Origin of the sequence: Amycolatopsis sp. NPDC059021 (assembly GCF_042739895.1) — a bacterium.
In the GTDB taxonomy this organism is placed as follows: Bacteria; Actinomycetota; Actinomycetes; order Mycobacteriales; family Pseudonocardiaceae; genus Amycolatopsis.
On record NZ_JBHYIQ010000011.1, the window covers coordinates 64,864 to 70,329 of the forward strand.

5 protein-coding genes are annotated in these 5,466 nt (G+C 70.7%); 2 read left to right on the forward strand and 3 right to left on the reverse strand.

Annotation, left to right across the window (positions count from 1 at the left end; genetic code table 11):
• Positions 1 to 71: 71 nt before the first annotated feature.
• Genes ACFWX1_RS08865 through ACFWX1_RS08875 form a run of 3 tightly spaced genes read right to left on the reverse strand, consistent with a single transcriptional unit; the run spans position 72 to position 3,641 of the window.
• A complete protein-coding gene (locus tag ACFWX1_RS08865; protein ID WP_378385373.1) occupies positions 72 to 2,243 on the reverse strand; it encodes a xanthine dehydrogenase family protein molybdopterin-binding subunit in 2,172 nt (723 codons plus the stop codon).
• On the reverse strand, positions 2,240 to 3,202 hold the full coding sequence (locus tag ACFWX1_RS08870) for an FAD binding domain-containing protein (protein ID WP_378385375.1): 963 nt from the start codon (positions 3,200 to 3,202) through the stop codon (positions 2,240 to 2,242). The genes ACFWX1_RS08865 and ACFWX1_RS08870 overlap by 4 nt, the downstream gene beginning before the upstream one ends.
• Positions 3,189 to 3,641 carry a (2Fe-2S)-binding protein gene (locus ACFWX1_RS08875; protein ID WP_378385377.1) on the reverse strand — a complete coding sequence of 151 codons (453 nt, stop codon included), beginning with the start codon at positions 3,639 to 3,641 and terminating at the stop codon, positions 3,189 to 3,191. The genes ACFWX1_RS08870 and ACFWX1_RS08875 overlap by 14 nt, the downstream gene beginning before the upstream one ends.
• Before the next feature lie 235 nt (positions 3,642 to 3,876).
• Between ACFWX1_RS08875 and ACFWX1_RS08880 the strand changes: the two genes are divergently transcribed.
• Together ACFWX1_RS08880 and ACFWX1_RS08885 are read left to right on the forward strand one after the other, a co-directional pair.
• Entirely contained in the window at positions 3,877 to 4,464 is a 588-nt protein-coding gene (locus tag ACFWX1_RS08880) for a TetR/AcrR family transcriptional regulator (protein WP_378385379.1), read from the forward strand.
• Positions 4,465 to 4,554: 90 nt separating this feature from the next.
• Positions 4,555 to 5,388 (forward strand): SigB/SigF/SigG family RNA polymerase sigma factor, encoded by an 834-nt coding sequence (locus tag ACFWX1_RS08885; RefSeq protein WP_378385381.1) that lies wholly within the window; start codon positions 4,555 to 4,557, stop codon positions 5,386 to 5,388.
• Positions 5,389 to 5,466 lie beyond the last annotated feature (78 nt).

Here is a 5,466-nt window from a genome sequence, read left to right on the forward strand (position 1 = left end):
GCCGGCTATCCCGCACACGGGGGCCGCGGGCCGGGGTGCACCCGGCGAGCGCGCCGGTAGCACCCGGGGTATCACGCGCCGAGCAGATCCTCGATCTGGATGGGGATGTGCCGGACGCGGACGCCGGTGGCGTTGTACACGGCGTTGGCGATCGCCGCCGCCATGCCGACCATGCCGATCTCGCCCAGCCCTTTCGCGCCGACGGCGTTGTGCAGGGTGTCCGGGTACTCGATGAAGTGGACATCGGCGTCGGGGATGTCCGCGTTCACCGGAACGAGGTAACTCGCGAGGTCGCCGTTGGCGAACCTGCCGTTCTCCTCGATCTCCAGGCCCTCGTGCAACGCGGCCGACACGCCCCAGATCATCCCGCCGATGGCCTGGCTGCGGGCCGCCTTCGCGTTGATGATCCGACCGGAGTCGAACACGCCGAGCAGCCGGGACACCCGGGCTTCTCGCGTCCACCGGTGCACCCGCACCTCGCAGAACTGGGCGCCGAATGAGCTGAACGAGTGCTTCGTCAGTTCCTCGCCGGGGGCCGACGAACCGGTCGCGGTGACCGAGTCGCGGGCCAGTGCCCGCAGTAGTTCGCCGAACGTCATCGACCGGCCGTCGCCCAGCACCCGGCCGTCCGCGTAGGAGACTTCGGCGCCGTCGAACGGGGCGCCGGGGGCCGACGCCAGCTTCAGCAGGTCGTCGATCACCGTGGCCGCGGCGACCATGATGGCCGTGCCCGCGCTCGCGGTGGCGGTCGAGCCGCCCGAGAGCCCGCCGGACGGATAGGCCGAATTGCCGAGCCGGGGCGTGATCCGCTCCTGCGGGATGTCCAGCGATTCGGCGCCGACCAGGGAAAGCACGGTCAGCAGCCCGGTGCCCGGGTCCGCCCCGCTCGTCGAGACCACCGCCGTCTCGTCGGCCCGCAGCGTGATCTCGACCGTGGCCGGGAACCGCAGGGCGGGGAACATCGCGGTGGCCGTGCCGAGGCCGACGAGCCAGTCGCCGTCGGTGCGTCCGCCCGGCCTGCGGTCGGCCCAGCCGAACCGGGACGCGCCGATGGTGAAGCACTCGTCGAGGTGCTTGCTCGACCATTGCAGGTCCCGGCCGGGCGGCGCCGTCGAGTTGTTCCGCAGGCGCAGTTCGATCGGGTCCATGTCCAGCGCGACCGCCAGTTCGTCGATCGCGCTCTCCAGCGCGAAGGAGCCCGGCGCCTCGCCCGGCGCCCGCATGTAGGTGGTCGGCGGGATGTGCAGCGGGACCATCTTCTGGCTGATGGCCAGGTTCTGCGTGGCGTACCACTCGCGCGACGTGCCGTGCGAGGTCGGCTCGACGAACGACCGGTCCGCCGGGGTGCTGCACCACGAGTCGTGGCGCACCGCGATCAGCGTGCCGTCCCGTTCCGCGCCGAGCGTGATCTTCTGGACCGTGGCGGCGCGGCCCGCGGTCGCGGTGAAGACCTGTTCCCGGCTGAGCGCGGCCTTGACCGGCTTGCCGAGCGCCCTGGCCGCGGCGGCCGCGAGGAACGCGGGCGCGGACGTCATGGCCTTGCCGCCGAAGGCCCCGCCGACGAACGGGTTGATCGCGTGGACCGACTCCCGGTCCACGCCGAGCGCGCCTGCCAGCTCGGCCGCCTGGAGATCCGAGGCCTGGTTTCCACTGTAGACGGTCAGGCCGTCGGCGTCCCACACCGCGACCGCGGAATGCGGCTCCATCGCCGTGTGGTGCTGGGTCGCGGTGGAATACGTCGCCTCGACCACCACCGGGCTCGCTGCCAAAGCGTCCTCGATGGACTCGACGCCGTCCGCGAGGACGGACAGGGACGGGGGAGCGCCGTCGCGTGCGGGCGGGGCGTCCTCGGCGGTGGCGAGGCCGTCCTCCAGCGAGGTCAGCGCGGGCCGTTCGTGGTAGGTGACCTCGATCAGCATCGCCGCGTCGCGGGCCTGCTCGTAGGTCTCCGCCACGACGAAGCCGATCGGCTGGCCGTAGTAGGCGACTTCCTTGTCCTGCAAGGGAACCCAGACCTCGCCGAACATCGAGGTCGGCTTGGTCAGCTTCAGCGGGTCGAACGGCGAGTACACGCCGATCACGCCGGGAGCGCTCTTCGCCGCCGTGACGTCCATGGCCTCGATCTCGCCGTGGGCGATCGTGCTGAGCACGACGTAGCCGTGGACCATCCCGGCGAAGTTGTGGTCCGTCCCGTACTTGGCCCTGCCGGTGACTTTCAGCGGGCCGTCCACCCTGCTGGTCATGAGTGGCTCCCCTCGGTCAGTTCGAGCAGTGCGCGGATCACGGTCCGCTTCAGCAAGGACACCTTGAAACCGTTCATGGACAACGGCTTCGCGCCTTCGGCGGCCAGCGCCGCGGCGGCCTCGAAGGAGGCGAGGGTCGCGGGCGCGCCGCGCAGGGCCGCCTCGACCTCCGGCAGGCGCCACGGCACGGTCGCCACGCCGCCGGCGGCCACCCTGGCGTCGACGATGTGCGAGTCCCGGATGTCCAGCGCGACCGCGGCGGAACAGAGCGCGAACTCGTAGGACTGCCGGTCCCGCACCTTGACGTAGGTGGACCGCGCGGCCCAGTCCAGCCGGGGGACGACGACCTCGGTGATCAGCTCGCCGGGGCGCAGATCGTTCTCCACCTCCGGGGTTTCCCCGGGAAGGCGGTAGAAGTCGGCGAGCTTGACGGTCCTTTCCCCGTGCTCGTTCGCCAGCCGGATTTCCGCGTCGAGCGCGACGAGGGCGACGGCGACGTCACTGGCGTGGGTCGCCACGCAGTGGTCGCTCGTGCCCAGCACCGCGTGCATCCGGTTGGCGCCCGAGATCGCCGGGCAGCCACTGCCGGGATGCCGCTTGTTGCACGGGGTGGCGACGTCGCGGAAATACGTGCACCGGGTGCGCTGCAGCAGATTGCCGCCGATGCTGGCCATGTTCCGCAGCTGCTGGGACGCGCTGAGCAGCAGGGCGCGCGAGATCACCGGGTACACGCCGGGGTGCGCGGCGATGTCGCTCATCCGCTCCAGCGCGCCGATCCGCAGCCCGTCCCCGGTGTCGATGCCCCGCAACGGGAGCGCGTTGATGTCCAGCACCCGCGGCGGGGTCAGGACGTTGAGTTTCATCAGGTCGACGAGCGTGGTCCCGCCCGCCAGGAACGTGCCGGGCGTGGCGAGCGCGGCTTCGACGGTCGTGGGCGCGGTGAGGTCAAAGGGACGCATCGGCCCGCCTCGCCTGGTCGATCGCCGCGACGATGTTCGGGTACGCCGAACAGCGGCAGATGTTGCCCGACATGAACTCCCGGACGTCCTCGACGCCGTCGCGGACCGCCGCGACCGCCGACATGATCTGCCCGGAGGTGCAGAACCCGCACTGCAGGGCGTCCTGGTCGACGAACGCCTGCTGGACCGGGTGCAGCTCGTCCTCGCCTGCCAGTGCTTCGACGGTGGTCACCGGCTGGTGCACCGTGGCGGCCAGGGTGAGGCAGGAAAGCACCGTCCGGCCGCCCACGTGCACCGTGCAGGCGCCGCACTGACCTCGGTCGCAGCCCTTCTTCGGGCCGGTGATGGAGAGCCGTTCCCGTAACGCGTCCAGCAGCGTCACGCCGGGCTCGACGCTCAGATGTTCGGTCCTGCCATTGACTTCGAGTGAGATGTCCACTGGATCTCTTTCCCGCGGCCCATCCGTGCGGAGGGCCTGGCGGCATAGGGTGGTGGGGGAGAGACAGCTGAGGTTGCTGGGTGAGCGGAACCGCGTCTTGCCACGCCTCCCGCTCGTCCGCCGAGGCTAGCGGATAAAAATCCGCTCCGCAATGAACGTTCTCATCCGGAGTTACTCCAGGTCCCGTGGGATCCGTGCATTACATTGCAGGGCAGAGGGAGAGCCGGGAGGAACGATGGTGGCGGGATCAGCGGGGCCGGTCAGCCACCGGCGTGCGGACACCCGGCGCAACCACGAGCGGATCCTCATCACGGCGGCGGAGTCGCTGGCCTGCACGGGAGAGGTGTCGTTCAACGCCATCGCGAAGAAGGCGGGAGTCGGCGTCGGCACGGTGTACCGGCACTTTCCCACGCCGGAAGCGCTCATCCTGGCGGTCTACCAGCGCGAGGTGCGCCACCTCGTCGACGTCGTGCCGAGGCTGCTCGAGAAGCACGCGCCGGAACAGGCCTTCCGGACCTGGACCACCGACCATCTGGCGCACTACATGATGACCAAGCGGGGCCTGGCCAACGCCCTGCGTGTCGCGACCGCCTCCCAGGGGGAACTGCCCGCGAGCGCCTACGAGGCGATGGTCGGCGCGGTCGCGACCCTGCTGGAGGCGAACGTCGAGGCGGGCACCGTCCGCGACGATCTGGAACCGGAGACGGTCCTGCGCGGGCTGGGCGGCCTGCTCTATCTCGACCCGAACGGCGACTGGCGGCGTCAGACGGCGAATCTCGCCGACCTGCTGTGGCGGGGGATGCGCGCGGACGACGGCCGCTGAGCCTGCTCGAAAGTCTTTTCGGCTGTCCTCGGCGGAGCCGGGGTGAATCGCGATCCGATTGAGATCGAACCGTGGCGGGTATTACCAGGCATGGCTGTACGCACCCGCGAACGCCCTGAAACGACCGAAGGCATCCCCGCGCCCCGGCGCCAACGGCACCGGGACACCTACGGCGATTCCGCGGCGTTGTTCGAGGCCCTGCACCGACCGGACGCGACGGACGCCGGCCGGGAGCGGCTCCGCAGGCAGCTCATCGAGGAGCACCTGCCGCTGGCCGAACACATCGCCCGCCGCTTCGCGCGTCGTGGCGAAGCGCACGAGGACCTCGTACAGGTGGCACGGCTGGGCCTGGTCAACGCCGTGGACCGGTTCGAGCCGGGGCGCGGCACCGACTTCCTGGACTTCGCCGTACCGACCGTGATGGGCGAGGTCCGGCGGTACTTCCGGGACTCGGGCTGGTCGGTCCGGGTGCCGAGGCGGCTCAAGGAACTCCACCTGGCGCTCAACCGGGCGACCACCACGCTGGCACAGCGCTGGGGCAAGGCGCCGACGGCCAAGGAACTGGCCGACCATCTCGATCTCGACGTCGAGGAGGTGACCGAGGCGCTCATCGCGGGCAACGCCTACCAGGCCACGTCGATAGACCGTCCCGTGAGCACCGAGACCGAAGACCTTTCCCTCGCCGACACACTGGGCGAGGACGACCCCGATCTGGAAGGCGTCGAGAACCACGAGGCGCTGCGGCCCTTGCTGCGGAAGCTGCCCCAGCGGGAGCAGTCGATCCTGATCATGCGCTTCTACGGCAACATGACCCAGTCGCAGATCGCCGCGCGGGTGGGGCTGTCCCAGATGCACGTGTCCCGGCTGCTGTCGGCCACCCTGCGCACTCTGCGAGAAGAACTCACCGAGGCCGAAGGCGACTGACCTGGTCGCGGCTGCACGACCCGCTTCCGGCGGATCGGGGGGGGGCGCGCGCGCGCGCGCGGCGCCGCGCGCGCGGGG